Origin of the sequence: Kitasatospora sp. CMC57 (assembly GCF_045866025.2) — a bacterium.
Lineage (GTDB): Bacteria > Actinomycetota > Actinomycetes > Streptomycetales > Streptomycetaceae > Kitasatospora.
Map to the genome: position 1 here is coordinate 6295597 of NZ_AP035881.2, position 25209 is coordinate 6320805.

At 72.1% G+C, this 25209-nt stretch carries 24 protein-coding genes; 9 read left to right on the forward strand and 15 right to left on the reverse strand.

Annotated elements, in window-relative coordinates; translation table 11 throughout:
- Nucleotides 1–3: 3 nt before the first annotated feature.
- Together ACKUU6_RS28290 and ACKUU6_RS28295 are read right to left on the reverse strand one after the other, a co-directional pair.
- Nucleotides 4–672, reverse strand: coding sequence for a lysophospholipid acyltransferase family protein (locus ACKUU6_RS28290; RefSeq protein WP_407991398.1), 669 nt, complete (start codon nt 670–672; stop codon nt 4–6).
- Between the two features lie 97 nt (nt 673–769).
- A complete protein-coding gene (locus ACKUU6_RS28295) occupies nt 770–910 on the reverse strand; it encodes a VOC family protein (protein WP_407992306.1) in 141 nt (46 codons plus the stop codon).
- 117 nt (nt 911–1027) lie between these two features.
- On the opposite strand from ACKUU6_RS28295, the gene ACKUU6_RS28300 reads away from it, so the two are divergent.
- Together ACKUU6_RS28300 and ACKUU6_RS28305 are read left to right on the forward strand one after the other, a co-directional pair.
- Nucleotides 1028–1687 carry a hypothetical protein gene (locus ACKUU6_RS28300; RefSeq protein WP_407991399.1) on the forward strand — a complete coding sequence of 220 codons (660 nt, stop codon included), beginning with the start codon at nt 1028–1030 and terminating at the stop codon, nt 1685–1687.
- Nucleotides 1684–2052, forward strand: a complete 369-nt coding sequence (locus tag ACKUU6_RS28305; protein ID WP_407991400.1) for a winged helix-turn-helix domain-containing protein — start codon at nt 1684–1686, stop codon at nt 2050–2052. The genes ACKUU6_RS28300 and ACKUU6_RS28305 overlap by 4 nt, the downstream gene beginning before the upstream one ends.
- Before the next feature lie 26 nt (nt 2053–2078).
- Here ACKUU6_RS28305 and ACKUU6_RS28310 read toward each other — a convergent pair whose 3' ends face one another.
- The 7 genes from ACKUU6_RS28310 to ACKUU6_RS28340 all read right to left on the reverse strand — a co-directional run bounded on the left by ACKUU6_RS28310 (nt 2079) and on the right by ACKUU6_RS28340 (nt 11129).
- The gene (locus tag ACKUU6_RS28310; protein ID WP_407991401.1) at nt 2079–3074 is read right to left on the reverse strand and encodes a 2-hydroxyacid dehydrogenase; all 996 of its coding nucleotides are present in this window, start codon (nt 3072–3074) and stop codon (nt 2079–2081) included.
- Nucleotides 3075–3174: 100 nt separating this feature from the next.
- Nucleotides 3175–4200 (reverse strand): 6-phosphofructokinase, encoded by a 1026-nt coding sequence (locus ACKUU6_RS28315; protein WP_407991402.1) that lies wholly within the window; start codon nt 4198–4200, stop codon nt 3175–3177.
- Between the two features lie 207 nt (nt 4201–4407).
- Nucleotides 4408–5136: a type 1 glutamine amidotransferase gene (locus ACKUU6_RS28320; RefSeq protein WP_407991403.1), complete on the reverse strand. Its 729-nt coding sequence runs from the start codon at nt 5134–5136 to the stop codon at nt 4408–4410.
- Between the two features lie 92 nt (nt 5137–5228).
- Complete coding sequence (locus ACKUU6_RS28325; protein ID WP_407991404.1) at nt 5229–6491, reverse strand: MurT ligase domain-containing protein; 1263 nt, start codon at nt 6489–6491, stop codon at nt 5229–5231.
- Nucleotides 6492–7033: 542 nt separating this feature from the next.
- The gene (locus tag ACKUU6_RS28330) at nt 7034–8407 is read right to left on the reverse strand and encodes a GNAT family N-acetyltransferase (protein WP_407991405.1); all 1374 of its coding nucleotides are present in this window, start codon (nt 8405–8407) and stop codon (nt 7034–7036) included.
- A 96-nt stretch (nt 8408–8503) separates the two neighbouring features.
- Nucleotides 8504–9943 carry a pyridoxal phosphate-dependent decarboxylase family protein gene (locus tag ACKUU6_RS28335; RefSeq protein ID WP_407991406.1) on the reverse strand — a complete coding sequence of 480 codons (1440 nt, stop codon included), beginning with the start codon at nt 9941–9943 and terminating at the stop codon, nt 8504–8506.
- Nucleotides 9944–10016: 73 nt separating this feature from the next.
- A complete protein-coding gene (locus tag ACKUU6_RS28340) occupies nt 10017–11129 on the reverse strand; it encodes a hypothetical protein (RefSeq protein WP_407991407.1) in 1113 nt (370 codons plus the stop codon).
- 292 nt (nt 11130–11421) lie between these two features.
- On the opposite strand from ACKUU6_RS28340, the gene ACKUU6_RS28345 reads away from it, so the two are divergent.
- The 4 genes from ACKUU6_RS28345 (at nt 11422) to ACKUU6_RS28360 (ending at nt 14719) form a co-directional block, all read left to right on the forward strand.
- Complete coding sequence (locus tag ACKUU6_RS28345; protein ID WP_407991408.1) at nt 11422–11697, forward strand: hypothetical protein; 276 nt, start codon at nt 11422–11424, stop codon at nt 11695–11697.
- Nucleotides 11698–11740: 43 nt separating this feature from the next.
- Nucleotides 11741–13567 carry a glutamine--fructose-6-phosphate transaminase (isomerizing) gene (glmS, locus tag ACKUU6_RS28350; RefSeq protein ID WP_407991409.1) on the forward strand — a complete coding sequence of 609 codons (1827 nt, stop codon included), beginning with the start codon at nt 11741–11743 and terminating at the stop codon, nt 13565–13567.
- 28 nt (nt 13568–13595) lie between these two features.
- Nucleotides 13596–13952, forward strand: a complete 357-nt coding sequence (locus ACKUU6_RS28355) for a VOC family protein (protein WP_407991410.1) — start codon at nt 13596–13598, stop codon at nt 13950–13952.
- A 110-nt stretch (nt 13953–14062) separates the two neighbouring features.
- Complete coding sequence (locus ACKUU6_RS28360; protein ID WP_407991411.1) at nt 14063–14719, forward strand: NADPH-dependent F420 reductase; 657 nt, start codon at nt 14063–14065, stop codon at nt 14717–14719.
- A gap of 16 nt (nt 14720–14735) precedes the next feature.
- Here ACKUU6_RS28360 and ACKUU6_RS28365 read toward each other — a convergent pair whose 3' ends face one another.
- The 3 genes from ACKUU6_RS28365 to ACKUU6_RS28375 all read right to left on the reverse strand — a co-directional run bounded on the left by ACKUU6_RS28365 (nt 14736) and on the right by ACKUU6_RS28375 (nt 16356).
- Nucleotides 14736–15362 (reverse strand): DedA family protein, encoded by a 627-nt coding sequence (locus tag ACKUU6_RS28365; protein WP_407991412.1) that lies wholly within the window; start codon nt 15360–15362, stop codon nt 14736–14738.
- A gap of 20 nt (nt 15363–15382) precedes the next feature.
- Nucleotides 15383–15577: a DUF1918 domain-containing protein gene (locus ACKUU6_RS28370; protein WP_407991413.1), complete on the reverse strand. Its 195-nt coding sequence runs from the start codon at nt 15575–15577 to the stop codon at nt 15383–15385.
- Nucleotides 15578–15714: 137 nt separating this feature from the next.
- The gene (locus ACKUU6_RS28375) at nt 15715–16356 is read right to left on the reverse strand and encodes a TetR/AcrR family transcriptional regulator (protein ID WP_407991414.1); all 642 of its coding nucleotides are present in this window, start codon (nt 16354–16356) and stop codon (nt 15715–15717) included.
- A gap of 224 nt (nt 16357–16580) precedes the next feature.
- Here ACKUU6_RS28375 and ACKUU6_RS28380 point away from each other — a divergent pair, with 224 nt between their 5' ends.
- The 3 genes from ACKUU6_RS28380 to ACKUU6_RS28390 all read left to right on the forward strand — a co-directional run bounded on the left by ACKUU6_RS28380 (nt 16581) and on the right by ACKUU6_RS28390 (nt 19945).
- Nucleotides 16581–16781: a hypothetical protein gene (locus ACKUU6_RS28380; RefSeq protein ID WP_407991415.1), complete on the forward strand. Its 201-nt coding sequence runs from the start codon at nt 16581–16583 to the stop codon at nt 16779–16781.
- 34 nt (nt 16782–16815) lie between these two features.
- A complete protein-coding gene (locus tag ACKUU6_RS28385) occupies nt 16816–18222 on the forward strand; it encodes a DUF692 family multinuclear iron-containing protein (RefSeq protein WP_407991416.1) in 1407 nt (468 codons plus the stop codon).
- A gap of 61 nt (nt 18223–18283) precedes the next feature.
- Nucleotides 18284–19945: a serine/threonine-protein kinase gene (locus ACKUU6_RS28390; RefSeq protein WP_407991417.1), complete on the forward strand. Its 1662-nt coding sequence runs from the start codon at nt 18284–18286 to the stop codon at nt 19943–19945.
- A 98-nt stretch (nt 19946–20043) separates the two neighbouring features.
- On the opposite strand, the gene ACKUU6_RS28395 is transcribed toward ACKUU6_RS28390, so the two are convergent.
- From ACKUU6_RS28395 to ACKUU6_RS28405, 3 genes are all read right to left on the reverse strand, one after another.
- Nucleotides 20044–22473 carry an RICIN domain-containing protein gene (locus ACKUU6_RS28395; RefSeq protein ID WP_407992265.1) on the reverse strand — a complete coding sequence of 810 codons (2430 nt, stop codon included), beginning with the start codon at nt 22471–22473 and terminating at the stop codon, nt 20044–20046.
- Between the two features lie 731 nt (nt 22474–23204).
- Nucleotides 23205–23534, reverse strand: coding sequence for a putative quinol monooxygenase (locus ACKUU6_RS28400; RefSeq protein WP_407991418.1), 330 nt, complete (start codon nt 23532–23534; stop codon nt 23205–23207).
- Nucleotides 23535–23948: 414 nt separating this feature from the next.
- Entirely contained in the window at nt 23949–25193 is a 1245-nt protein-coding gene (locus tag ACKUU6_RS28405) for a saccharopine dehydrogenase family protein (protein WP_407991419.1), read from the reverse strand.
- Between the last annotated feature and the right edge of the window lie 16 nt (nt 25194–25209).

Genomic DNA, 25209 nt, shown 5'->3' on the forward strand with positions numbered 1-25209 from the left:
TGTTCAGAGGGCCGCAGGCCGCCGGGTGTCGGCGGGCAGGTGCCGCTCCGCAGCACGCCAGGCCAGGGTGACGGCACGGTGGGCGGCGGCCGTCGCGTCGGAGACGTCGCCCGCCAGGCGGATCGGGGCACCGAGGTGCACGTGCAGCGCGGGGCGGCGCAGTGGGGCGGTGGCGAAACCGGCCAGCTGCTTGGCCGTGCCGCCCGAGCTGAGTCGGCGGGCGCCGCATTGGCCGAGCGGCACCACGGGGGCACCGCTGGCCGTGGCGAGCCGGGCCAGACCGGTCCGGAACGCACCCGGCTCGGCATCCTGCGGGTCCCGGCGCCGGGGCAGGCCGCCCTCGCCGTAGATCAGCACGACGCGGCCCGCCGCGAGCGCAGCGGCGGCCACGTCGAGGGCGGTGGCGGCCCGGGCCGTACCGCGTTGCACCGGGATGTGTCCGCCGGCCCGCAGCACTCGGCCGAGCCCGGGGATCCGCCACAGACCGGCGGCCGCCATCACCACCGGCTCGGTGCCGAGCGTGCGCAGCGCGGCCAGCACCACACCCGGGTCGGCGAGCGAACTGTGGTTGGCCACCACGATGCTGCCCGGCGCGACCGGGCCCGCCACCTCGCTGGTGACGGACAGTCGACCGAGAACGGGGATCAGCGCGCTGGCGATCCGGCTGAGCATGGCGGTTCCCTTCGAGATGGTGGCACGCACCATCCTCGTGGACCGGGGCCGCCGGAGGCTTGAGTACCCGTACTCACCTCGGGGCGGGGCGGGGCCGTCAATCGATGCGGAACTCGTTGCCCTCGATGTCCAGCATCGGGATGCACGAATCGGTGCCGTCGTACAGCGTCCGCACGTGTACCGCACCGAGCGGGATCAGCCGGGCGCACTCGGCCTCGAAGTCGTCGACACTGCCCATGCCCAGAGCGAGGCAGGCGGGGGCCTCAGTGATGTCGCGGTCGAGCAGCCCTGTCCTTGGCGCACAAGTACAGAGACATCTCTATGCAGAATCAGTTTGTTATGCAAACCTCTCTGCATGACAACTTCACCTGCCCCGTCCTCGGGGGATCCTGCTGGCCTGTTGGCGATGCGGCGGGACCTGGTCCGCCGGGTCCACCGTGAGCAGCGCGGTGCCTGGTTCCCGCTGCTGGTGCTCGCCGCCGTGCGCTTGGGAGGGGTGTTGGTGTCCCCCCACAGCTTCGGCGACAACTTCTGGTGGGCGGCCTGGTACTACCCGGTGGCGACGTTGCTCGCCTTCGGTGTGACCGCTTGGTTCTACCTGCGCCGTTCCGAGCGGCTCGGTGTGGGGACCCGGGTCGGTCCGTACCTCACCCTCGGCGTCCTCCTGATCGTGCTCGTCCACGGCTACCAGATGTGCCTGGCGCTGGAGGTGCTGCCCTATCCCGACTTCCGCGAACCGACGCTTCTGTCCCAGCTCTTCACCACGGTGGTGAGTCCGGCCGGCGTGATCGGACTCGCGCTGCTGCTGCTCGCCCGGATCGAGCGCAGCTGGCTGCTGCTGGCCGTCACCTGCGCCTACCTGGTCCTCATGATCGACCTGGACGGTGTTCCCGCCCTCGCGCCCTGGAGCGGGTGGGCCCTCGTCCGGAGCCTCTTCTCCGGAAGCGGTGTGCTGCTGCTCGGCAGCGCTGCCCTGGTTCTGCAGCAACGGTTCCAAGGGCGGCCGTCCACGTGAGCGAGCATCCGACCAGCAGCCTCGACGACGTCGTGCACCAACGGGTACGCCTGGGCATCCTCGCCGTGGCCAGAGAAGCCCGGCGGGTGGAGTTCACGTTCCTGCGTACCACGCTCGGCCTGACCGCCGGCAACCTCTCCCAGCACCTGGCCGTCCTGGAGAAGGCAGGACTGATCACCGTCGAGAAGGGGTACGAAGGCCGACGCGCCCGCACCTGGATCGACCTCACGAAGGCGGGCAAGCAGGCCCTGCACGACGAGGTCACCGCCCTCAAGGCACTGATCCGCCAACTCGAACAACCCGGTGCGGACGCCTGCCCTGCGAAGAGCACCGCACCGGGCCTCACCGCCCCCGAACCGCAGTAGAGCACCGCCCCCGGCTTCTGCGGGGGTCAGTCCCTCGGGAGCAGGGTGTTCTCGCTGGTGCGGCCGGCGGCGAAGTCGTCGACGTTGCGGACGGTGGCGTCGATGATCTGGCCGACGGCCGTGCGGGTGAAGTAGGCCTGGTGACCGGTGACCAGGACCTGGGGGAAAGTGAGCAGGCGGGCGAGGATGTCATCGGTGATGCCCTGGATGGACCGGTCGGTGAAGAAGACGCCGGTCTCCTCCTCGTAGACGTCCAGGCCCACGCCGGAGAGCCTGCCGTGGCGGAGGGTCTCGACCAGGGCGGTGCTGTCGACGAGGCCGCCGCGACTGGAGTTGACGAGGATGGCGTCGCTCTTCATCCGGGCGAGGGCGGCGGAGTCGATGAGGTGGTGGGTGGCCGGGACCAGGGGGACGTGGAGGCTGATCAGGTCGGCGCGGGAGAGGAGTTCGGGCAGCTCGGTGTACTGCATGCCGAGCCCGCGGCAGACCGGGTTCTCGGCGATGTCCCAGCCGAGGAGCTCGGTGCCGAAACCGGCCGCGATCCGGGTGAAGCACTCGCCGATCTTGCCGGTGCCGATGACGCCGACGGTCATCCCGTGCACGTCCCGGCCGAGCAGTCCGTCCAGGCGGAAGTCGAACTCGCGGGAGCGGTTGGCGGCGCGGGTGAGCCGGCGATTGACGGCCAGTGCGAGGGCCCAGGCGTGTTCGGCGACCGCGTACGGGCTGTAGTGGGAGACCCGGGCGATCGTGAGGCCGAGGTCGGCGGCGGCGTCGAGGTCGATGTTGTTGAAGCCCGTGGAGCGTTGGGTGATCAGTTCCGTGCCGCCGGTGGCGAGCAGCGTGAGGGTCTCGGCGTCCAGGACGGCATTGACGCTGCTGCTCACGGCCGGGTAGTCGGCGGCGAGCGGGGCGGTGTCGCGGTTGAGGAACACCGGGAGGGTGCGGAGGGAGTGCCGACCCGCGAAGGCCCGCTCCAGGAGCGGCTTTTCGTCTGCTTGGACGCCGTAGGCGAGGATCTCCATCCGGCCACGCTAACCAGGAGTGCCGGGTCGGCCGGGGGCGGCTCGCCGTACATGCGGCAGGGCGGGCCCGTGACCTGCGCGGGCCCGCCCTGCCGGAGTGTCAGATGACGGTCTCGGCCTCGACGTAGCGCTCGGCGGGGACGGTCTTGAGGTCGGCCACCGCGTCGGCCAGCGGGACGAGCTTGATCTCGGTGCCCTGGAGGGCGGTGATGTGGCCGAAGGCGCCCTTGTGGGCGGCCTCGATGGCGTGCCAGCCGAAGCGGGTGGCGAGGACCCGGTCGTACGCGGTGGGGGTGCCGCCGCGCTGGGTGTGGCCGAGGATGACCGGCTTGGCCTCCTTGCCGAGGCGGTGCTCCAGCTCGCGGGAGAGCTGGTTGGCGATGCCGGTGAACCGCTCGTGGCCGTAGATGTCCTTCACGCCCTCCTCCCAGTGCATGGAGCCGGGCTCGGGCTTGGCACCCTCGGCGCAGACCACGATGGCGAACTTCTTGTTCCGGTCGAAGCGCTCGCGGACCACCTCGGTCAGCTTGTCGATGTGGAACGGGCGCTCGGGGACCACGATCGCGTGCGCACCGGCCGCCATGCCGGCGTTGAGGGCGATCCAGCCGGTGTGACGGCCCATCACCTCGACGACCATGACCCGCTGGTGCGACTCGGCGGTGGTCTTGAGGCGGTCCAGCGCGTCGGTGGCGACCGAGACGGCGGTGTCGAAGCCGAAGGTCACGTCGGTGCAGGCGATGTCGTTGTCGATGGTCTTCGGGACGCCGATGACCGGCAGTCCGCCGTCGCTCATCAGCTTGGCGGCCTTGAGGGTGCCCTCGCCGCCGATCGGGATCACCGCGTCGATGCCGAGGTCCGCGCAGTACTTCTTGGCGCGCTCGACGCCGTCCCGCAGGTGGCTCGGCTGCACCCGGGAGGAGCCGAGGATGGTGCCGCCCTGGGCGAGGATGCCGCTCACCGAGTCGAGGGTGAGCGGGCGGTGGACACCCTCAAGGAGACCGCGCCAGCCGTCCTGGAAGCCGATGATCTCGTCGCCGTGGTCGACCACCCCCCGGTGGACCACGGAACGGATCACGGCGTTCAGGCCGGGGCAGTCACCGCCGCTGGTCAGCACACCAATACGCATTGCTTTGCAACTCCCGAACAGAACGGACAGCCGGACTTCCACCATACGGCGCCCGGGTCCGACCGGGCAGGCGCCGATGTGAGCCGGGTCACCTTTGACCCGGCCCGCGCGGTACTGCGCCGAACGCCTCAGGAGGGTGTGCGTTCAGCTCTTCTATTGTCGTACGAATCCGGGGGTCTGTTGACCCCCGCTCAACCCGTGGACAGCTCAGGCCGGCTGACGGGTCGCCGTGATCCGCTCCGCGCGCAGCGCGTCGTACCAGGTGGTGTCGGCCGGCGGCAGCGCGTTCACATCCAGCGCCAGCTTGATCAGCATGTCGGCGACGGCGGGGTTACGGGCCATCACCGGGCCGTGCAGGTAGGTGCCGAAAATGGTGTCGCGCCAGGCGCCCTCGGTGCCGTCGCCGGTGCCGTTGCCCCGGCCGACCTGGACCTGGGCGAGCGGCTTGACGCCCTGGCCGAGGTGGGTGATGCCCTGGTGGTTCTCGAAGCCGGTGAGCTGAGGGAGGTTCAGCTGCGGGTCGGTCTCCGCCAGCACGTCGCCGACGCAGCGGGCGCCCTCGCCCCGGCCGGTCCAGACGTCCAGCAGGCCCAGGCCGGGCTGGCGCTCGCCCCGGTCGTTCAGGAACTCGTGGCCGAGGATCTGGTACCCGGCGCAGACCGAGAAGATGATCGCACCGTTCTCGGCCGCCCGGACCAGGCCCTGGTCCGCCGCCAGCCGCTCGGCCGCCAGCCGCTGCGGACGGTCCTCACCGCCGCCGATCAGGTAGATGTCACCGCTGGTCGGCACCGCCTGGTCCGAGCGGACGTCGATCCGCTGGACGTTCAGGCCGCGCTGGCGGGCCCGGCGCTCGACGACCAGCGCGTTGCCCCGGTCGCCGTACGTGCTCAGCAGGTCCGGGTAGACCCAGACCAGGCGCAGGCTGCTCTCGCTCATCCTCTGGGACCTTCCGGACTGAGGCCGCTGCTGCGGCTCGCTGGGGTACGCGGGCTGCTGGTAAGGGTTCTCCTGGAACGGGGGAGTAGCCATCAGTTCGCCACCGCCTTGCGCAGCTGCTGGAACGCCGTGTAGTTGGCGATCGCTTCGATCCGTCCGGGCGGGGCCGCCCGGACCGCCTGCTCCAGGGTGTCCACCACCTGGAACTGGAGACCCGCCACCTCCAGCCGGACCGCCAGGTCCAGCTTGCGCTGGCCCATCACGAAGATCGGGTGGCCGGACAGCCGCTCGTAGTCCACGTCCCACAGCCAGGAGGTGTCGGTGCCGTCCGCGTCCAGCGCGTTGACCGAGAGCACCACCGGGGCCGGCGGCTGGTCGATCAGCGAGAAGGTCTCCAGCCAGCCGGCCGGGTTCTTGGCGAGCAGCAGGCGGACGTCGCGGCCCAGGTACTGCACCACGTCGTAGCGGCCGGCGACCGCCGTGACGGCCTGCATCCGCTGGAGCGCGACCTGCGGGGCGACGCCGAAGACGGCGGCCACCGCGGCCGAGCTGGTCGCGTTGGCCAGGTTGGCCCGGCCGGGCAGCTGGAGCTGGATCGGCCAGGCGCCGCGCTGCGGGTCGATCACGTGGGTGCCCTGGAGCGCCCAGTGCGGCTGCGGACGGCGGAAGCCGCAGTCCTGGCAGAACCAGTCGTCGCCCGGACGCTGCATCACGCCACCGCAGGACGGGCAGGACCAGGCGTCCTCCTTCCACGCCTGACCGGCGGCCACCCAGACCACCTTGCGGCAGGACGAGGCGGCCCAGGTCACCAGCGGGTCGTCCGCGTTGGCGATGATCACCGCCTCGGTGTCCTGGAGGCCCTCGCGCCACTTCTCGGCCATCATCCGGGTCTCGGCGGCGCGGTCCAGCTGGTCACGGGAGAGGTTCAGCAGCGCTATGGCCTTCGGCCGGGTGTCGCGGGCGACGCCCGCCAGGTACTTCTCGTCCACCTCGATCACGCCGAAGCGGGCCTCCCCGCCACCGGCGAGGGCGGCGGTGATCCCGGCAGGCATGTTCGCGCCCAGGGCGTTCGAGACCACCGGGCCCGCGGCGCGCAGCGCCTCGGCGATCAGGCGGGTAGTGGTGGTCTTGCCGTTGGTCGCGCTCACCAGCACCACGTCGAGGTGGTCGGAGAGCGTCGCCAGCAGGTCGGGGTCCAGCTTGAGGGCGATCTTGCCACCGATCACCGAGCCACTGCCCCGGCCGGCCTTCTGCGACAGTGCGGCGGCCACACGGCCCGCCGTCACGGCGATCTTGGCACGGGCGGGCAGCGAGGCGTCGCGTACGGCTGCGGCGTCCGAATCGGGGCCTGGCATGCTCTGTGGTCCTCCTTGCTGCGGCGCCGCTTGCGCGGCAGAACGGGGCCAGCCTACCTACTCCGTCCCTGGACACCGCGCAGGGGCACTTCTGACGCCCTCTCAGGTACAGGATCGGAAGGGCAGTGCCCTGGGGAACGGCGACGCCCCGCCGCTGGAGCGTTCAGAGGGCTTCGGGCCCTGCTCCCGCTAGATGATGAACGGCCACCCGCCCCCACCGGACTGCCGGTAATTGTCCGCCTCGGGCGAGAACGGGCCCTGGGGCGGCTTGCGGAACAGCCTCACGACGGACCTCAGGCCCGACAGCAACGTCCCGACCAAGCGCTTCACGGACTTCCCCCTCCAGCTCGGGCCACCGGTGAACCGGCATGCCTACCGGCCCAGGCTAGGGCCCGGGACAGGGCAACGTGCCCTTCTTGAGCAGAGTTTGAGGTCCGACGGCGAGGCGGGACGCGACGAGGGGCCGTACGGCGGGAACGGCGACGCCCGCCCCGAGTCCCTGGGCAGGGGGGTAGCCGGGGGCCCCTGCCCAGGGACTCGGTTCAGCGGGACGGCCAGGGGGTCGGGAGCTGCTCGGTGGCTTCGGAGAGGTGGGCGGTGATGACCAGGGTGCCGTCCTCGACCTGGTAGTCCAGGGGGGCGGAGAGGCGGCGCATGGTGGAGATCAGGCCGGTGTTGGAGGCGTGGGTGACCGCGTAGACGGTGGGGGTGCCGGCTTCCAGGGCCAGGGCGGCCATCCGGCGGAGCAGGTCGACGCCGAGGCCGCGGCGCTGCCAGGCGTCCTCGACCAGGAGGGCGATCTCCGCACTGTCGTCGTCCCACATCAGGTGGGCGAGGGCGACGATCCGGCCGTCGGGGGTCTCCGCCGCGAGGGTCTGGCCGTGGCGGGGGTCGAGCAGGTGGTCGAGGTAGCGGTCGGCGTCCCTGAGCGGGCCGTGGTAGCGCTTGCGCAGGGCGTCGGAGGAGCAGCGGCCGTGCATGGCGAGGGCGGCGGCCTTGTCCTCGGGGTCGGCCCGGCGGACCGTCAGGTCGGCTCCGGCGGGGAGGGTGAGTCGGGCCTCGACCTTGGGGACGCGGGGGCCGAGCAGCGAGTCCAGCTCGACCAGAGCCTGGGCCCGGGCGAACTCGGTCGGGGTGAAGGGCAGGTGCGGGCGGTTGAGCTCGATCAGGTCGCCGGACGGGACCGGCAGCCGCATCAGGTGACCGTCGATGCCCGCCGTGGCCGTGGCGCCGCCGTTCGGGAACTGCCGGATCGTGCAGCGGCCGAAGAGGCGGCGCAGGGCGACCGGGAGCTCGGCGGCGTCCAGGGCCGTCCGGGTGGCCAGCGCGAGGACGTGGGTCGGCTCGTCCACCAGGTCGTGGGTGTCGGCCTGTTCGGTCCAGATGTCGCGGCCGCCGCCGGACGCGACGGCCCGGGTCAGGTCGGCCCGGCCGAGCGGCTGCGGGGCGCGGACCAGGAACTCGTCCACGGCGCCGACCGGCAGCGGGTGGGTCTGCATCGAGACGATGCTGACCTGGAGCCCGGCCAGGGCGGTGCAGATCCGGGCCAGGCTGCCGGGGGAGTCGGAGACGGTGGCGCGCAGCCGCCAGAGCGTGGTCTGCTCGAAGTCACGCAGCGGTCCCGTCACCTCGCCCGCCCCGGTGTCCGGTCCCGGCGGCGCGGCGGGGTCGGGCGTCGGAGGTCCGTGCGGATGCCGGTGGGCCCACCAGGCGTGGAAGACCGCCGTGGCGACCAGGGCGAGCGCCGAGGCGACCAGCAGGACCGGCCCGTCGTGGCCGTGGACGACCGTGTTGGCGACCAGGTCGGCGCTCGCCACCGCGACGAAGACGGCGGCGAGCTCGGTGGTGTCGCGGCGCAGGCGGTGGTTTCTGGCGCTGCGGCGCTGGGCGCGGGAAGGCTGTGAAGTGGTGTCCATGGAAGCATCGTGCTCTTCCGGTGTTTCGTGATCACGAATCCCCCGTGACCTGTTGGTAAATGTCTGCGGATGGCACCCGAACTGCCGTCCCTCAGATCAAGAACCCGTCGGACGCTCCGTCAGTTCCCGTCCTGCGGCACGGACTTCGGACAGCAGTAGGTCCAGGTCCGCTTCGGTGGTGGCGGCATTGAGCAGACACGCCCGGAGCATTTCGCGCCCGTCGAGGAGCGCGCCCGTAACAAAGGCCTGGCCGCGCAGTTGGACGGCGACCGGCAGGTCCCGGTTGACGGCGTCCGTGCGGGCCGGATCGGCGGGCAGGTAGCGGAAGGCGACGATCGAGGTGCGGACCGGCGCGAGCAGCTCCAGCTCCGGGTCGGCCTCGACCAACGCGCCCAGGTGCCGGGCCAGTTCGGTGCAGCGGGCGATGTCGGCGGCCAGTCCGGCCCGTCCCCGGTGGGCGATGGTGGCCCAGACCTTGAGGGAGCGGAACGGGCGGGTCTGCTCGATCCCGTACTCGGAGAACCAGCCGAGCGCCCCCGCCGCCTCGTCGCGCAGGTAGGAGGGGACCAGGCTGAAGGTGGAGCGCAGCTCGTCGGTGTCGCGGACCAGGGCGCAGCCGCAGTCCACCGGGACGCCGAGCCACTTGTGCGGGTCGAGGGCGAGCGAGTCGGCGCGGTCCATCCCGGCGTACTGGTCGGCGATGGCCGGGTCCAGGACGCCGAAGGCGCCGTACGCGCCGTCCACGTGCAGCCAGAGGCCCTCGGCGGCGCAGACGTCGGCGATCGGGTCGAAGGCGTCCACCACGCCGGTGCCGACCGTACCCGCGGAGGCGACCGCGAGGAAGGGGAGCAGTCCGGCGGCCCGGTCGGCGGCCACGGCCTCGGCCAGGGCGGCCGGGTCGAGCCGCCCCTCGGCGTCGGTGGCGACGGTGCGCAGGTGCCGACTGCCGAGGCCGAGCAGTTCGACGGCCTTGCGGACGCAGGAGTGGGTCTCGGCGGTGGCGTACGCGACCAGCGGGGGCAGCCCGGCCAGGCCGTCCTGGCGCAGGTCGTGCCCCGCCCGGCGGCCGGCCCGGTTCCGGGCGGCGGCCAGGCACAGGATGGTGGCCATCGAGGTGCCGGAGGTCAGGATGCCGCCGCCGGCCGGGTGCGGGAAGCCGACCAGTTCGGCGATCCAGCGGACCACGGCCCGCTCCAGGTGGACGTCGGCGTGGTCGCCGCCGGCCGAGCTGGGGTTCATCGCGGCGGCGGCCAGGGTGGCCAGCACCCCGGCGGGGGCGGGGGCGGAGTTGACCCAGCCGAAGAAGCGCGGGTGGCCGTTGCCCATCGGAGCGGTCATCAGCTGACTGCCGATCACCTCCAGCAGCCCGTCCAGCGGCACGCCGTCGGCGGGCAGCGGGAGGTCCAGGAGGGCCTGCCGGTCGGCCGGGTCCATCGGCTGCCAGACCGGCCGGCCGGGCACCGCGTCGAGGTAGTCGGAGACCAGCTCGGCGGCGGCCCGGGCGGCGGTGCGGAAGTCGTCGGAGGTGTCGCTCATGCTGCTGCTCCATCAGGGGTCATGGAGGCACGGCTTCCTCGGCGTACCCGGTGGTCAGGAGCTTAGTCCCTGCCTAGTCCAGGGTGCCGGAGAGGCCGCCCGCGCTGCGGCAGTAGCCCGCGATCTCCTTGTTGGTGATCTTGGAGCAGAGCCGGGCGCCCGCGCCGGCCTCGGTGTAGTTGACGGTGTAGTAGCTCATCAGGCCCTGGGTGCACGCCTTGCGCTGCCAGGAGTCGGCGGCGGTGGCGCACTGGTCGGCCGCCCAGTTCTCGCGGTCCAGGTTGTACTTCATGGTCCGGGAGCCGACGCCCCGGCTGCAGTCGTTGGCGCCGCCGCTGGCCTGGCCGTTGAGGCACCACTTGAGGGCGTCGGCGTAGACGTTCTCGTGGTTGGCGTAGTCGTGCGAGCTCAGGTAGAAGGTCGGCGCGTAGAAGAAGCAGGCGGACTGGAACAGCGCGGGCTGGTCCTTGCAGGGGTACAGCGGGTCCTTGGCGAGGGCGGCCGGGTCGAGGTTGGCCTTGGCCTTCTCGTCCTCCTCGTCGGGGCCGAAGAGCTGCATGAAGAGGCCCTCGGAGCAGGTGATCTTCCGGCTGTCGCTGGGGAACTTGTTGCACAGCGCGCGGGCCTTGGCCACGTCCTGCTTGGCGACGAACATCGTGCCGTGACCGACGCCGTGGATGCACTTGCCGTTGTTGGCCGGGGCGCAGAGCTTGAGCAGGTCCTCCTCCGGGTTGGTGGAGGCGTTGAGCATCTCCTCGACCGCGCCGTGCAGGTAACCCGCAGCGCAGGTCTCGTGCGGGAAGGAGATCACCTTCTGGAAGTCCGCGTGGTAGCGCTTGACCGCGGTGTGCCCGAGCTCGTGGGCGATCGGGTGGCAGAACCGCACGGTGTACGGGAGCTTCTTGCTGATCGCGTCCAGCTCGGCCAGCGCGACGCCGGGATCGGTGGCCTCCATCGTGGCCATCAGCTTGTTGCGCAGGGTGGAGCGGGTCCACACCGCCGGGTCGCCGGTCGGGCTGGGGGAGGCGGCCGGGCCGCCGCCCTGGGCCGCCGGGGCGGGCTGTCCGGCCGGAGCACCGACCTGCGCGGTGGTGGTCTGCGGGGTCCACTGGGTGACCGCCACCGCGCCCAGTCCGAGCGCGCCGAGCAGGAAGGCGGTGATGATCGCGAAGAGTCGCGGTTGCATGAGCTGTGGTCCCCCGGCGGATCGCTTCGGACGGTTGCGTCTCCCATCCTGGCGTCAGCCGCGCGAAGACGAACGTTTCTGACGGCCATTCGGGATGTGTCGGGTCGGCGGTTCCCCAAGGCAGCCGACTGGTCAACGAGGAGTGGGACCCCCCGGTCACCGATCCCACACACTCTCACAGGACGCTCACAGCAGAGGCGACCGGGGCCGGGCGGAGTCGAAACCGTGATCCCTGCCCGATTTCGGGCAGGATTCTTGGACTACGGCCGTTCGACGCCTAGGCTCCCCTCTCGTGCCTGTCTCACCACACCCTCACGAAGACCTGCTCGCGCACCTGACCCGGACCACCCCGCTTGGGCCCGGGGAGGCCGCGCGGGTGGTCGCGGAGGTGCTGGCGTACTTCTCCGAGAGCACCGAGGAGTACGTCCGCCGCCGCCACGGTGAGCTGCAGGCGCGGGGCCTGACCAACGAGAGGATCTTCGACCGGCTGGCCGGTGAGCTCACCGCCCGCAGGGTCGCGGCGCCCGAGCTGTCCACCCGGCAGCTGCGCCGGATCGTCTACGGCTGAGCCCGCCCCGTCCCACCCGACGACGTGACAGAGGAGTACCACCATGTGCGGCATCGTGGCCTACATCGGTCCCAAGGACGCCACCGCGTTCCTGCTCGAAGGGCTCCAGCGGCTGGAGTACCGGGGCTACGACTCGGCCGGCGTGGCGGTGACCGGGAAGCCCGGCACCCTCAAGGTCTGCAAGACCAAGGGCCGGGTCGCCGACCTCGCCGCCGCCGTCCCGGCCCGGTTCAAGGGCACCACCGGCATCGGCCACACCCGCTGGGCCACCCATGGTGTGCCCAGTGACGCCAACGCCCACCCGCACCTGGACAACGCCGAGCGGATCGCGGTCGTCCACAACGGCATCATCGAGAACGCCGACGAGCTGCGTGCCAAGCTCACGGCCGACGGCGCGGTGTTCCGCTCCGAGACCGACACCGAGGTGCTGGCCCACCTGGTCTCCGCGCACGTCGCCGAGGGCGTCGAGCTGGAGGACGCGGTGCGCGCCGCGCTCGGCCACGTGGTCGGCACCTACGGCATCGCCGTGGTCGACGCCGACCAGCCGGACCGGATCGTGGTGGCCCGCAACGGCAGCCCGATCGTGCTCGGCCTGGGCGAGAAGGAGATGTTCGTCGCCTCGGACGTCGCCGCCCTGGTCCGCTACACCCGTCAGGTGGTGCACCTGGAGGACGGCGAGCTGGCCACGGTGCGCGCCGACGGCTTCCGTACCCTGACCGAGGACGCCCGGACGGTGACCCGCGCGCCGTCCACCGTGGACTGGGAGATCGACTCCTACGACACAGCCGGCTACGAGCACTTCCTGCTCAAGGAGATCCACGAGCAGCCGGCCTCGGTCGAGCGGACCCTGAGCGGCCGGCTGGACGAGCGGTTCGCCACCGCGCACCTGGGCGGCCTCAACCTGGACGCCCGGGAGCTGCGCGAGATCCGCCGGGTGAAGATCCTCGGCTGCGGATCCGCCTACTACGCCGGTGAGATGGGCGCCCAGCTGATCGAGGAGCTGGCCCGGATCCCCGCGCACAGCGAGCCCGCCTCGGAGTTCCGCTACCGCAACCCGGTGATCGAGGCCGACACGCTGTACGTGGCGGTCAGCCAGTCCGGCGAGACGTACGACACGCTGGCCGCCGTCCAGGAGATCAAGCGCAAGGGCGGCCGGGTGCTCGGCGTGGTGAACACCGTCGGCAGCGCGATCGCCCGCGAGTGCGACGGCGGCATCTACCTGCACGCCGGTCCCGAGATCTCGGTCGCCTCGACCAAGGCCTTCACCTCGACCGTGATCGCCTTCGCCCTGCTGGCGCTGCACTTCGGCCGGATCCACGACCTCTCCCCGGCCGACGGCCGCCGGATCGTCGCCGGCCTGAAGGCACTGCCGGGCCAGATCCGGGAGATCCTGGCGGACGAGGAGAAGATCGCCGAGCTGGCCGCCGAGTACGCCAAGCACGACGGCATGATGTTCATCGGCCGGGTGCGGGGCTTCCCGGTCGCCCGCGAGGGTGCGCAGAAGCTCAAGGAGATCAGCTACGTGCACGCCGAGGCGTACCCCGCCAGCGAGCTCAAGCACGGCCCGCTCGCCCTGATCAACCCGGATCTGCCCACGGTGGCGCTGGTCCCGGACGACGAGCTGCTCGACAAGAACCTCACCACCCTCGGCGAGATCAAGGCCCGGGCCGGCCGGGTGCTGGCGATCGCCCACCGGACCCCCGACGCCAAGCTGGCCGACCACGCCGTCCTGGTCCCGCGCAGCGAGCCCGAGCTCGACCCGCTGCTGCTCAACATCCCGCTCCAACTGCTCGCCTACTACGCGGCGGTGGCCCTCAAGCGGGACGTCGACAAGCCGCGCAACCTGGCCAAGAGCGTCACCGTGGAGTAATCCGCACCGGGTCGGTAGGGTCCCGACCATGGACCTTGCATGGGAGCAGGTAGTGGTGGACTGTGCCGACCCGGCCGCGCTCGGCCGCTGGTGGGCCGAGGCGCTCGGCTGGGTGGTGATCGACGAGGACCCCGAGGAGTTCGAGATCCGCCCGGCGGCCGACCGGCTGCCGGGCCTGCTCTTCATCCGGGTGCCCGAGGCGAAGACCGTGAAGAACCGGCTGCACCTGGACTTCCGCCCGGCCGACCGGGACGCCGAGGTGGACCGGCTGCTCGGGCTCGGCGCCCGGCTCGCCGACGTGGGCCAGGGGGACCAGACCTGGCGGGTGCTGGCCGACCCGGAGGGCAACGAGTTCTGCGTGCTGTCCTCACGGAAGACCGCCTGACCGGAAGCCCGTCCGACCGGAGGCCTTTCTGACCGGTTCCCGGGCTTCCGGTCCTGCTGATGCCCTGTCAGTTAGGGTGGCCGCACGGTCGGTCGAGTAGGAGACAGCGCATGCGGGTCGGGATCATCGGGACGGGTACGGTCGGCCGGACGTTGGCCGGCAAGCTGGTGTCACTGGGGCACGAGGTGACGCTCGGCTCGCGCAGCAAGGAGAACGCCGCCGCGCTGGCCTGGGCCGAGCAGGCCGGCCCGTACGGGCACACCGGGACCTTCGCGGAGGCCGCCGCCTTCGGCGAGCTGGTGGTCAACGCGACCTCGGGCGTGGTGGCGGTGCAGGCGCTCCGGCTGGCCGGGGCGGAGCCGCTGGCGGGCAAGGTCCTGATCGACGTGTCCAACCCGCTGGTCTTCTCGCCGCTGGGCGAGGTGAGCCTGGAGCCGGTGAACACCGACAGTGTCGGCGAGCAGATCCAGCGCGAGTTCCCCGAGGCGCGGGTGGTGAAGGCGCTGAACACCGTCAACTCCGAGGTGATGGTGGACCCGGGCCGGGTGCCCGGCGAGCACAACCTGTTCATCGCGGGGAACGATCCGGAGGCGAAGGCCCAGGTGGTGGCCCTGCTGACCGAGTTCGGCTGGCCGGAGGGCTCGGTGCTGGACCTCGGGGACATCACGGCGGCCCGGGCACTGGAGATGCTGATGCCGTTCTGGCTCAAGGTGATGGCCCAGGTCGGGCACGCCGACTTCAACTACTCGATCCGCCGCGCGGAGTGACGGCCCCGGCGGCGGCTCACTTCCGGTGCTGCCGCCGCCAGAGGCGGTGACCGACCAGCGCGGCCAGCATGACGCCGAGCACCGCCAACGCCAGCACCTGGTAGCGCATCAGCTGCTCGTACAGCGGGCCGATGTTGCCGCCCGCCAGGTAGCCGGCGCCCGCCCAGACGCCGACCCAGAGCACCGCGCCGAGCACGTTGGCGGGCATGAAGCGCCGCCAGCTCATCCCGGTGGTCCCGGCCACGATGCCGTTGGTCTGGCGCAGCACGTCCACGAACCTGGCCACCGTGACCACCTTGGCCCCCTGCCGGGCGAAGAACTCCTCGCCGCGCGCCATCCTGGCCGGGGTGAGCAGGACGTACCGGCCCCAGCGCTCGACCAGCCGGTGGCCGCCGGTACGGCCGAGCAGGTAGCCGAGGCTGTTCCCGGCCACCGCGGCGACCAGGGCGATCACGATCACCGCGGCGATGCTGAGCCGGCCGGTTCCCGCGTAGACGGCGGCCAGCACCAGCACGGTCTGGCCGGGGACCGGGATCGCGCAGTTGTCCAGGAACACGAGAACCCCCACTGCCAGGTAGCCGTAGCTGTCCAGCAGGGGGGCGAGGTGCTCGAACGGGCCGGGGAGTGGGGCGGGGGTGTCCACGGGGCTCCGGGGAGTTGGGTTCAGTGGGCGGACTGCTGACGTTCGATCACGGTGTCGGGGCCCGGGTAGACCAGACCCTCGTGGCCGTCCTCGAAGCGCACCAGGTACGGGGGCTCACCTTCGGCGCCCCGGACCTCGATGATCTCTCCCCGCTGGTCCGCCATCCCGACCGACCTGCTGTGGGTGTGGAAGTGGTCGCCTACCGTCGCTTGCATGGTCTGCTCCTTGTCGGCTGCGGTTGCCGTCCCGCTCTCCACTGTGCGGCGGGAACGGGGCGGTCGCAACGCCCGACCCGGGGGCGGGGAGCGGTGAGGGCGCAGCGCCCGGTCGGCGGGCGGGGAGCGTTGGGCGCTCAGGCACCGGGGTCGGTGAGGTAGCGGCGGAGCAGGCGCTTGCACTCGGCGATCAGGGCGGGGTCGCCGTCGGGGTCGGTACGGAAGGCCAGCTTCAGGACAGCGTCGGCGCTCTCCATCGCGACCCGGAGCGCCAGCGGGTGGCCGGGGCCGTCGAACAGGCCGCCGCCGAGGGTGCGCAGCCGGAGGGCGACGGCGGCGTTGTTGTCCAGCTCCCGGTCGAGCAGGTGCCGGTCGTCGGTGATCCCGGCCGGGAGCTGCTCGACCAGGCCGAAGTCGAGCCGGCCGAAGCCCGGGACGGTCCGCTTCATCGCGACGAACTCCTCGACCGCCAGGTCGACGAAGCCCGGTACGTCGGGCGGGGTCTCGGCGTCGAGGCGGCGGGCCAGCCGGTCCAGGTAGCGGTCCAGGTTCCGCTCGGCCAGGGCGGCGAGCAGGTCCTCCTTGCCGCCGAAGAACTGGTACAGGGTGCCGATCGGGACCTCGGCGCGGTGCGCGGTCTCCTTGGTGGTCAGCGCGCTGGCCCCGACCTCGTCCAGCAGGCCGGCGCAGGCGTCGAGCAGCCGCTCGTACCGCTCCTGGCTGCGCTGCTGCACCGGGCGGCGCCGAGTGGGGGCGGCAGGGCCGATGTCCGACTTCATGCGCCCACTGTGCCGCATCGGGCGGACGAGGCGCGAATCTCCTGTGCCGGGAGAGCTTGTGTCCTTCCTGGTGGGGGAGTTGGCGCGGCAACGTGGGGTGCGACCGGCAGTTCTGCGGCAGTTTCACGGCTCGGGCACCGGATCACCACCGGATCCACGGCATGCTTCCCCCACGTCACCCGCTACCGGTGCCCGGGAGTCCGGGCGCCCGACAGGAGGTATCCGTGCCGTCCACCACACCCGTCGCCGAGGCCCCGGCCGAGATCACCCTCTCGCTCTCCGCCGCGGACCGCCTCGACCGGATGGCCGCGCCGGTCAAGGCCGCCGTCAACCAGGACACCTGCCCGAGCTGCCACTCCGGCTTCGACTGGTCCTTCGGCCGCTCGGCCGACTTCACCCTGGGCAGCTCCGGCCGGGCCCGCTGAGGCGGCGGCCGGGCGGCGCGGGGAGGCCGGGGAGATGGCCCGCCTCGGGGTCGGGCTCACCTATGTCCGGGGCCTGGAGGGGCTGTTGGAGGAGTGCGGCGACCAGCTCGACGTGATCGAGCTCGAACCGCAGACCTTCTGGCGGTCCCGCCCGGACGGCACCGTCGCGACCGACGACGAGGCCCTGCGCCGCCTGGCCGACCTGCCGGGCGCCCGGCTGCTGCACAGCATCGGCAACCCGGTCGGCGGATCGGAGCTGCCGGACGCCGAACAGACTTTGCTGCTGGGCGTGTTGGCGGAACGGCTGGCCGTTCCCTGGGTGAGCGAGCACCTGGCGTTCAACCGGACCGGCGGAGCCGGCGGCTTCCGGACCGGCTTCATGCTGCCGCCCCGGCAGACCCCGGCCGGCGTGCGGCGCAGCGTACGGTCGGTCCGGGCGATGGCCGAGGCCTTGCCTGTCCCGTTCGCCGTGGAGCTGGGCACCAACTACCTCAGGCCCCGGCCCGACGAGCTCGGCGACGGCTCCTTCGCCGCCCGGGTGGCCGAACAGGCCGACTGCGGGCTGCTGTTGGACCTGCACAACGTCCTGGCCAACGAGCGCAACGGCCGCTGCACGGTCGACGAGCTGCTCGCCGAACTCCCACTGGACCGGGTCTGGGAGGTCCACCTGGCCGGCGGCTTCGAGCACCGGGGCTACTGGCTGGACGCTCACAGCGGTCTGCCCGACGAGGAGCTGATCCGGCTCGCCGAGCGGGTCCTGCCCCGGCTGCCCGCGCTCAGGGCGGTGCTCTTCGAGGTCACCGCCTCGGCCGCCCCGGGGCTGGAGGCCGGTGCCGTACGGGAGTTGACGGACCGGGTGCGGGAGCTGTGGCCGGCCGCTGCGTCCGTGCCCGTGCCCGTGCGCGGCCCTGTGCGCCTGCCGGAGCCGGCCGTGGGCGGCCCCTCGCCGGAGGAGTGGGAGGCCGCCCTCGGCGGGCTGGCCGTGGGCCGGGAGCCCCGGACGGCGCTGGAGCGGGAGTTGGCCGCCGATCCGGCGATCGACCTGCTGCGCGAACTGATCCTGGAGTTCCGCGCGGGCGCCCTGGCGGGAACACTCGTGCACACCGTCCGGCTGCTCCTGCTGACCCTGGGCGAGGCCGGGGTACGCGAGCTGGTGGCCGGCTACGCGCGGCAGCGGACGCCCGAACTCTTCGCCACCGACGAGGCGTTCGCCTTCGCCGAGCACCTTGTGCGGAGTCGCCCCGCCCTGCCGCTGCTGCCGGACGTGCTCGAACTGGACCTCGGCCTGATGCTGGTCCGGCTGGACGGCGAGCCCCGTACGGTGACCGTCGGCACCGACCCGACCGTCCTGCTGACCGAACTGGGCGCCGGCCGGCTGCCGGTGGCCCCGCCGCGAGGCAGCTACCGCCTGCGGCTGGTGGACGACCGGGTGGCGGGCTGAGTACACGTCACCGGCTCCGGGCGTTCGAAAGCTGTCCGCCCGAGCCCCTACGATGACGGCCATGACTACAGGGGGGCCGGGCGCCCAGCTTGTCGACGGCCGGTTCGAGTTGCTCGAGCGGCTCGGCGGCGGCGGTATGGGCCTGGTCTGGCGGGCCCGGGACATCGTGCTGCAGCGCGAGGTGGCGCTCAAGGAGGTCCGTTCGCCGGACCTGGCGATGCTCGCCGCAGATCCGGCTGCGGCCTTCGAGCTGCGGGAGCGGGTGCTCCGGGAGGCCCAGGCGCTGGCCCGGCTCCAGCACCCCAATGTGGTGATCATCTACCACATCGTGGACACCGCCGAACTGGCCCATCCCTGGCTGGTGATGGAGCTGGTGGCCGGCGGCTCGCTGCACGACCGGATCGGTCAGGGGGCGCTCCCGCCCCGGGAGGCCGCCCGGATCGGCCGGGGCGTGCTCTCCGCGCTGCGCGCCGCCCACGCCGCCGGCATCCAGCACCGCGACGTCAAACCGGCCAACGTCCTGCTGCGCCTCGACGGCACCCCGGTGCTGACCGACTTCGGCATCGCCGCGCTGAGCGAGTCGAGCAGCCTGACCGCGACCGGGGCGCTGATCGGTTCACCGGAGTTCATCGCCCCTGAGCGGATCCGTGGCCAGGAGGGCAACCCCTCCTCGGACCTCTGGTCGCTCGGCATGATGCTGTACGTCGCGGTGGAGGGTCACCACCCGCTGCGCCGTGCCACCACCTTCGCGACCCTGGCCGCCGTCCTGGACGAGCCGCTCCCGCCGCCGGTGCGGTCCGGTCCGCTCGGCCCCACGCTGATGGCGCTGCTGGCCCGCGATCCGGCCGCCCGGCCGGACGCCGTCCAGCTCGACCGGTTGCTCGCCGCGGCCGAGCAGGGCGTCGACGGCACGCTCGGCGGCCGGACGGATGCCGCCGTTCCGTACACGCCTCCCGTCCACACCGGCGTGGCGCCGCACGCCGCCGGCCCGTACGACCGGGTGCCCGGCCAGGGCACCGGCGGTTACCGGGCGGGACCGACCGGGCAGTCGCCCGCTCGTCGGCGCACCGGCCCGGTGGTGGCGGCGGCGGCCGGGGTGGCGCTGGTGGGCCTGCTGGGCTGGTCGTTCAGCCTCGGGCCGCTGAGATCCGGGAACCACAAGGCCGCCGGTTCCTCCTCGCAGCACGTCGGCGTGAGCGCGGGCCCGCAGGTCTCCGGCGTCGCTACAGGGAGCACCGTCGTCGGCGGCAGCACCCCGGCGCCCGAACCTCCGGTCGCCGCCGCGAAGGACCTGCTCACTCCCGACGGCGCCCGCAGCATGATCGATTCGATCCGCTCGGCCACGGGCAACGCCGCAGTTCTCCAGTTGGTGATCTACCCCGAGTACGCCAGTGCCCAGGTGGTGACCAAGGACAACCCCAAGCACTACGACACCGTCGACTACCGCGCCGGCAAGATCACCAGAAATCCCGGTGGCACCGTCAACAGCAAGAACACGGTCGACCTCGCCAAGATCGACTGGAACCAGATCCCGACCGTGCTGGCCAAAGCCCGGACCGAACTCGGCGTCGCCAACCCCAAGTCGCGCTACCTCATCGTGACGTACGGCTGGTTCGCCGACGAGATCACCATCCGGTACTACCTGTCGGATGACTACAACGGCGGTGGCTACCTCACCGCGGGTGCCACCGGCAAGGTGCTCAAGGTGGTCAAGTCCGGCTGACCGGGCCCGGATCGGGCGGTCGACGGGTGCTGCGGTGGTGCCCGAGGTGGTTGGCCGGGGCCCTGGGTGGTGCCCGGGGCCCCGGCCGTCGGGTGGGGTCAGCTGACGGTCCAGCGCTGGAGGGCGCTGCCGGTGTCGGACTGCTGGGTGACCTTGGCGCCGTTGGACGTCGAGGCCGTGGTGAGGAGCAGCCCGCTCTTCTGGGACGTGAGCTTGAATCCGCCGCTCGCGGCGGTGATCAGCCAGCGTTGGCTGCTCGCCCCGGAGCAGGCCGCCTGGATCACCTGGGCGCCTGCGGCGGTGGATCCGCCGCTGACGTCCACGCACAGCTGGGAGAGGCCGTTGACGAGCTGGTAGGAGCCGTCGCCCTGCTGGCTGAAGACCCAGTTCTGGTTGGTGCCGCCGTTGGGCGTCCAGGTGATGAGCTGGATGCCGGAGGCGGTGGCGTGGTCCGGATCGTCCAGGGCCTTGCCTGAGCTGACGACGGTGTGGGTACCGTCCGCCACGGCCCCCACCGACCAGGTGAAGGTGCTGGTGCCGGTGGCGGTTCCGGAGGTGGCGGTCACGGTGACGGCCGAGCTGCCGGTGCTGCCGGGCGTGCCGGTGATCAGGCCGCCGGTGCTGACCGACAGGCCTGCGGGCAGGCCGGTCGCCGAGAAGGCCAGCGGCTTGCCGGCGGAGTCGGTGGCGGCGAGTTGGAGCGAGACCGCCGTGTTGACCTTGGTGGACTGGTTGCCGGGGCCGATCACGGACACCGTCTCGGGGACGGCACCGGTCACCGTCAGGGTCAGCGCCTGTTCGGCTGCGGTGCGGCTCCCGCCGACCGGGCTGCCGGTGGTGTTGCTCCAGAACCGGGTGGGTGTGGTCTCGGCCGGGCGTGAGGTGTCGGAGGACAGGCCGATCACCAGGCCGCTGTAGCGGTTGACCAGCCGGTAGGTGCCGTTGGAGGCGTTGGTGGTGGACCTGCCGGGGATCACCCACCACTGCTGGCCGGCGGTCGGTCCGCCTGCCGGGGCGGCGGTGACGGTGGGCTTGGCGCCCCAGGCGCGGCCTGCGGTGACGCCGGAGTCGACGCCGAGCAGCTGGCCGGTGGCGCCGTTGGTGATGCGGTACGAGCCGTCGCCGTTGCCGGCGAAGCTCCAGGTCTCGAGACCGGAGCCGGTGGCGGCCGCCGCCGAGGTGGTCGCGGAGCTGCCGGAGACCTGGGCGAGCACCCGGCCGGCGCCGTTGGCGATCCGGTAGGACTTGGTCACGTCCACCGGCGGGGCGGCGGGGGCGGTGTTGTCGATGGTGAGGTTGACGTACTCGCCGCCGGCACCGCCCGAGCAGCCGAAGGAGCGGTAGGAACGGAAGTTCTTGCCGACGATGCCGCTGCCGGTCCTGCTGACGCCGTCCAGGAACCAGCGGTACCAGGAGGCGGTGTGGTAGCCGCCGGTGTCGCCGATCCGGTACCACTTCTGGGTGGTGAGATCGTCCGTGGCGTACAGCTCCTGCGGCGCGTTGCCGGACTGGTCGACTGCCTGCGGCTCGCCGATGTACAGGCCGAGGTGGGCGTTGTAGCTGATGTCCATGACGAACAGCGGCGAGGTGGCGGGCATCGTGCCGGCGGCGACCTGCTGGTCGGCGGTGCCGGTGTTCGCCGGGTTGTACTCGGCGGAGGCGGGGGTGTAGCCGGTGCCGCCGGTGGCCCCGACCGGCACCATGTTGCTCTCCCTGCCGCCCTTGCCGGGCTGGGACCAGGCGCCGTCGTACCACTTCTGCCACGAGTCCGGGGCCATCTTCGCGGAGATCGGCGACCGGGCGACGTGCTCGTGGAAGGCCTTCCAACTGCCGCTCTTGTCGACCACCCGGGACCCGTAGAAGACGTAGAAGTACCCGGAGGCGGTGTCGACGAACAGCCGCTGGTCGCCATCGCCGTAGTAGTACGTCTGGTTCGGGAAGGCGGTGGTGTCACCCCGCTTGGTGCCGTACGGGGAGGTGATGACGTGGTCCTTGATGGTCCACGTCCTGCCCTGGTCGGTGGAGACGGTGTAGTCGATCGCGTCGTAGTGCAGACCGTCGCCGAAGGGCTGCGGGGTGAACTCGTTGTGCACCAGGCCGTACCAGTCGCCCGTGTCGGGATCGACCCAGAGGCCCGCGAGGTCACAGAAGTTCTTCTGGGAGTAGCCGGATCCGGCGGGCGGGGCGGTGGCCTCGAGGCCGGTGGGGCTGTTGTTGCACCGCCAGGTGGTGTCGTTGTTCTTGTCGTTCGAATTGGTGGGGTTCACCGCGTTGCTGAGGGTGGTGTTGCGGGTCGCGGTGTCGAGGTCGCCGCCCGAGTAGAAGTCCCAGAAGCGGCCCTGGGTCGCGCCGTAGAGGGCGGCGGACTGCTGAAAGTAGAAGGTGCCGTCCTTGTCGACGTAGGGGAAGGCGGGGGTGTCGGTCGGGTGGGTCCAGGCGCCCTTGGCACCGACGGTGACGGTGTATCCGGAGGTGGGGGGCGTCGCCTGGGCGGGGTTCTGGGCGAGCGCGCCGCCGGCCACCGACACGGTGGCGGCGAGGAGGACGGCGGCGACGCGGCGACGGCGGGGCGGCAGGGGGGCCGCCTTGAGGCGCGCGCCGCGCCGGTCGTGGGGGAGGGGCGCGGGGGTGTGACCGGATGACGGGTGCCCGTTTCGCCGGGTGACGAGGTCGGCCCATGAGCGTGGGAGTGGCAAGGGGTGGCCCTCCTGATCAGTGCTCCGAGCCGGGCGGCAGATGCAAGGGACCGCACGGCACCGGAGCGAGCGGGGGATGAAGGCTGAGACACCGCGAGCTCTGCAGTTAGGTGCAGTATCCGGGCCGCTAACGAGCAGATGTCAACACGATCGCGCAAAATGTTGCATCTTTGCTAGGCTCTGGGCGCTGCGCTGGGCACCCTGGGGGTGGACGAATGCCGACTGGGTGCGAGGCGGGCGAAGCCGTGCGAGCGTGACGCTCCGTCAGGTCGGCGGGGGTCGCCGAGGTGGCCGGCGGGACGCTTCAAGGGGGTCGGCGACGTCCGGGCGCCCCGGGCCAGGGGCTGCTGCTGCGCGGCGGAAGCGCGTACGCGTCCTGCGGGCGGTCGGACCGGCCTGATCCCGTGGCGCGGCGGTCGGTGGTGTGCCCGGGGCCGGGGGTGACCGGTCGTCACCGGGGCGGACGGCCTGTGCGGCGGCGGTGCGTCAGCTCACGGCGGCGGCGCGTCTGCGCAGGTGGCGGCCTCGGGGGTCACCCCCGGCCCGGAGTCGATGGGGGCGGATCAGTCCTCGGTGGGCGAGAGTTCGGCCATCTCGGACCAGCCGTCGGAGGGTGCGTCGACGTAGATGATCTGCGGCTTGGTGGCGATGGCCTTCGGGAGGACGGCCATAGCGGTCTTGAAGTGGTCGGAGTTCACATGCGCCGCGCCCGCCTCGGCGGACTCGAACGCCTCCAGCAGGATGTACTGGTCGGAGTTCTCCACGCTGCGTGACCACTCGAAGAAGACGTTGCCCGGCTCCTCACGCGTCGCCCGGGTGAACTCCTCGACCTGCGACATCCAGCTGTCGCTGTACTCGGGGCGGGTGGTGAACTTGACGGTGATCAGGATCATGCGGTTCTTCCTCCGTACGGGACAGGGCATGGGAGCGCCCGTGGCGGAACCACCGCGAGGCGCCCGCCCCGAGCCTAGGGCTTGTCCGACAATTCCCGCCGGGGCCGGCTCTCCCCCAGCCCCCGGCCGAGGGGACCCCCTCTGCGCGCACGCTCGCCGCACGGCCGAAACACCCAAGTAGCTCCGCTACGTGTGGGCTCCGGCCGCACTCCGATCGCACGCGCCCTCCCTGCCCGGCATCGGGCAGGAGGGGCCCTGAACGACCCGGCCTGATCCGACGCGAATTGTCAGACAGGCCCTAACGCGCCCGGCCGGGGCGATGACCTGCGGAGCTGCCGGTCACGGAGTCCCTGGTCGGCGGCGAACTCGCTTCTTCGGACCGGCAGTTCTCGGCTCAGGCGCCTCCGGTCCGCGTCATCTCTCGGCGCTCGTGCGTGCATTGTGTGTCGGGGCCGAACCGAACCCGGGCGGGGTGTCCAGCACCTGGAAGGAGATACCCGCCGCGACCAGCCGGTCGATCAGCGGCCGGCCCATCGCCACGGCCGTGGTCAACTGCCCTGCCAGAGGCGGCAGGTCGTCGTACGCCAGGCAGAGCGCCGACTCGGCCAGCATCTTCGCGGTCTCCTGGTAGCCCGGATCACCGCCGGACACCTTGGTGAAGACCGTCCGCCCGTCATCGGCCCGCGCCACGAACCGGACGGTGAACCAGGACCGTGCCCGCTGCTCCGCGCTCGGTCCGTCGCCGGGCTTGCGCAGCTTCCCCAAGGCCCGCCGGAGGAACGGTAGTTGGGCGGCCAGGGCGAGTGCCGCCACGGTGGCGGCACCGCCGACGGCGATCGGCAGTCGCCGGACCGCCGCGTAGTGCGTGTAGGCGAAGTCCGGGCCGTAGTCGTCCAGTGCGGCGGCCGAGCGGGACACCACCTGCGGGTCGATCGTGGGCATCGGCACGGCCCAGGCGCGGGCCGCCCGGGACCGGTGCGGGCGGCCGACCGGCGTGTGGACCCGGCGGTCCTTCGGCCAGGGCTCGACCGCGCGGCGGGCCTTGGCGGCCTGCGCCATCGCGCGCAGCCGGGAGAAGGCCGTCATCGCCGAGGCGAAAGTGCCGCCGGAGACGGTGCCTTCGGCGCGGACGAAGCCCTCCACGGAGAGGCGGGGCGCGGCGCCGCCACGGTGCAGTAGCTCCTCCACCGTGAACAGGACGCCCAGGTCGTGCGGCACCGAGTCGAAGCCGCAGGCGTGCACCAGTCGCGCGCCGGTCGCGACTGCCCGCTCGTGGTGCCGCAGGTACATCCGGTCGACGAACTCCGGCTCGCCGGTGAGATCCACGTAGTCGGTGCCGCTCTCCGCGCAGGCCGCCACCAGCGGCTCACCGTGGCGCAGGTACGGGCCGACCGTGGACACCACCACCCGGGCCGAGGCGGCCACCTCACGCAATGCCTCGCGGTCCGCGGCGTCCGCGACCAGCAGCGGGAGCTCGGCGCAGCGCGGATCGGCCTCCGCGAGCTTCGCCCGGACGGCGGCGAGCCTGCCCTCGTCCCGCCCGGCGAGCGCCCAGCGGCACCCGTCGGGTACGGTCCGGGCCAGGTACTCGGCGGTGAGCCCGCCGGTGAAACCGGTGGCACCGAAGAGGACGATGTCGTACGGGCGCGGCGCGGCCATCAGCAGTCCCTACTCG